This window comes from Methanobrevibacter sp. (assembly GCF_045541095.1).
Classification (GTDB): domain Archaea; phylum Methanobacteriota; class Methanobacteria; order Methanobacteriales; family Methanobacteriaceae; genus Methanocatella.
In genome coordinates, this window is record NZ_JAZQIJ010000109.1 from 1 (window position 1) to 3,727 (window position 3,727).

Sequence of the window (3,727 nt, forward strand, 5' to 3'; positions counted from 1 at the left end):
GTGACACTTCTGTTACTGGCTATCTTGACAATAGGTGCTGTCAGCGCATCTGAGGACATTTCTGATATTGCAGATGCATCTCAAGATGACACACTGGCAGTTGAAGATGCTCAGGAGGATTTGGCTTTAAATCCTTCCGAGAAAAATATTGCAGATGATGATGCAGATGATGTGTTGTCATACGATGCAAGCGATTTTAATGTTAAAATAAATGAATCAATGGATTTGGCTGATGAATACCCTGCAGTCACTTTTAATGTACCAAGTGATGCTGACGGTCAAATTAGAGTACATACAAATTATACCAGTTATATATTAGGCTTTGACCCTGAATACTTCGATGAACCTCAGCTTACTTTGGATGATTTACAAATATCTTCAGCCGGGTCATACTTTATCAATGTTACTTTTGTCACAACTGATAATGATGAAATATATCTTGCTTCAGGAACAATTGATGTGACCGGAACTGTTTCTCAAAGTGATTTCAACGGAAAAATAACCCATTCAATCTCTACTTACCAGGTTGATGATGAAATTTTTGAAGTTGAAGGATGCCCTGCCGATGGAAGCATAGTCGTTTTTGTAAACGGCAATAAGGACTATTCCAAATCCGTTTCTGCCGGTCAGGATGTTACAATCATGGATTCAGATTTAAGTTTTTATGGTGTAAATGGAGAATACAACATTCTTGTCAAATTCAACACCACATATGGAAAAGCATTCACAATTAGCGAGTTTGAATTGAATTATGATGTTGACACATTTTATGGCCATAAATCATATTCAGACCATATCGCCGTGACTGATACTGAAATCTTCGAGATTGACGACTGTCCGTATGATGGAAACCTCCTTGTTTATGTTGACGGAATTATGGAATATAATAAGTACGTTTCTAAAGGAGGAGAAATTTCAGTATATGATTCAGATTTAAGTTTTTATGATGAAAAAGGAATATATGATTTATCATTTGAATTCAACACTACCTCCGGAAAAATATTTGAGATTGTCGAGTTCGATTTGGACTATGATATAGAATCATCATCAGGCGGTTCAGATTTATATATAGACTTGCCGAATAAAGTTGATTTCAGTTCTTACCTTGTATATCTTGCTTATATCAGTGACAAGAACAATGTGACAGGTACAGTAACACTTTCCATTGACGGTAAGGAGTTTTATAACAAAGAACTCACAGGAACACAGGATTATCTCTTCATTAAAGACAATGATTTGAAAGGATTTGACATTGGAGATTATCTGGGAAACCACACTGTAAAGCTAACATATAACAATATCACTGAATCATCAGACACTCAATTTATCTTTGAACCATATTTCATAGCTCCTTATGAACTGGCTGTCGGCGAATCATCATGCATTGTATTCAAAGCCACATACAAATCAAAAGGTAGTGCAAAATTGTACAATACAGTTTATAACGAGTCAAACGAAACATACTCCCCAGGCACTCTGATTGGAACATATTCCATCAATGGTGCTTCAACCGTTGTTCCATTGCCTGCATTAAAAACTGCGGGAGACAATGTATTCTACATGAATTATACCATAGACGGCATAAGCGATGCAGGAATGATTGGAATCATGGCCAGTGAAAACTCCAACCAGTTCACATCAAGCATCTCTGCTAGTATGATCGGCGTAGGCGACTCAGTCACCCTAACAGTAACTGGTCCTAAAGCAGGTGGAATTGACTTTATCTGTGATGCTACTCCAATCAAATATTATTCTCTAAAAAATGGTACTGTCCAATACACATTTTCAAATCTCACATTAGGTAAACATGTTATTGGAGTATCATTTGACGGTTTGGATGAAAGCAATCTTTTCTACTCAAATTCATTCACAATAACCGTGACCAATGAAAGCGTTCCAAAACAGACTGACATTTCAAATGTAAATGTGGTACTGACCAAAACAGCTTTCACATACAACGGCAAAGTTCAAAAGCCAACAGTCACTTTAACAAATGGTGCTGTTTTAAAAGAAGGCGTTGACTACACTCTTGACTGGTCTGCCGCTTCTCCTAAAAACGTTGGAACATACACTGTTACAGTTACTGGAATCGGAGCATACAACGGAACTACCAAAGCAACATTTAAGATTAACAAGGCCGCAAATCCTTTAGCTGTAAAAGCAAAAACAGTTAATGTTAAATTCTCTGCAGTCAAAAAGAAAGCACAAACACTAGCTGTTTCCAAAGTGATTACATTCACTAAAAAAGGACAAGGTACATTAACATATGCCAAAGCAAGCGGCAACAAGAAAATTACCATCAACAAAAAAACCGGTAAAGTAACTGTTGCAAAAGGCCTTAAGAAAGGAACATATAAAGTTAAAGTTAAAATCAAAGCGGCAGGAAATGCCAACTACAAGGCATCCGCCTACAAGACTGTTACTTTTAAAATTGTAATCAAATAAGGGATTAAATTCCCTTTATATTATTTTTTTAAATGAGGTTATTTAAATGAGATTTAAAAAGCTGATGCTGGTGACATTACTGTTACTGGCCATTTTAACGGTTTCTGCCGTAAGTGCAGATGAAAACGCTACAGCAGATATTGCAGAAATAGATGATGCTGTAGAAATCGATGATGAAATAAATGATGATGTTCTGGGTGCTGATGATGAGGATGTAATAAGTGCTGATGGAAACGGCACATTCTCATTCGGTACCCTGGCCCGTCAATTTATATGGTATCCTGAAAGTGAGATTTATCTCAATCACGATTATATTTATATTGGACCTGAATATTACGTAGACGAAATGGGAGTAAATAGGACTCTTGTAGATAAATACGGTATTGATATCGGTTATAATGTAACAATACACGGTAACGGACACAAGTTCGAAGCATATAATCTCGCAAGGATTTTCAACATCCACAGTTCAAATGTGGTGCTCAAAGACATAGTATTTGTAAACGGTAAATCCGATGATGAAGGCGGTTCCATCCTGTGGATAGCCAAAGGAGGTACTTTAGATAACTGTACCTTCATAAACTCCAATGCAAGGACAGGTGGTGCCGTTTACGTAAACGGCGATGGAATGACAATAACCAGCTGCAAGTTTGATGGATGCAGTGCAAACACTGGAGGTGCCATCTACATGAACAGTACTGGTGCCGAAGTAACCTACTGCAAGTTTGAAGACACAAGTGCAAATGATCCTGCCGGTGCAATCTACTGGGAAAGTGATGGAGGAATAATGTCAGGATGTAAATTCATAAACTGCTCTTCCGGCCAAGGAGGCGGAGCAGCCATTAAAATGATGGGTGCAGACGGTATCGTAACTGACTGTACATTTGACAAATGCCATGGCTGGGATATTGGTTGGGCAGGTAGTGGTCCTATAGACTGGCGTGGAGCCCGAGGAAAAGTTTCCAACTGTAACTTCAAAGATTCCCATTCTGAAAGAGCAGGTTCAATTTACTGGGGAGGCGTCGACGGTACTCTATCTAACTGTACTTTTGATAACTGTTCAGAAGATAATTTAGGTACCCTTCTCTGGACTGGAAAAAACGGTACTGTAACTGAATGTAATTTTACTAATTGTTATGTTACTGGAGGCCATTCTCAAGCAATCGGTGGTGCAATTTATTGGGAGGGCGCTAATGGTACTGTAAACAATTCCAATTTCATAAATTGTTCTGCTAACTATTCTATTGGGGGCGCTATTGCATGGACTGGTACTAATGGTACT

The 3,727-nt window shown here is 38.1% G+C and carries 2 protein-coding genes; both read left to right on the top strand.

All coding sequences use genetic code 11. The features are described 5' to 3' along the window. The coding region (locus tag ACKI2P_RS04765) for a hypothetical protein (RefSeq protein WP_407375498.1) at window positions 1–2,445 on the top strand (2,445 nt) is incomplete at its 5' end. Window positions 2,446–2,491: 46 nt separating this feature from the next. Then, window positions 2,492–3,727: right-handed parallel beta-helix repeat-containing protein (locus tag ACKI2P_RS04770; protein WP_407375500.1), on the top strand; the 1,236-nt coding region annotated here is incomplete at its 3' end.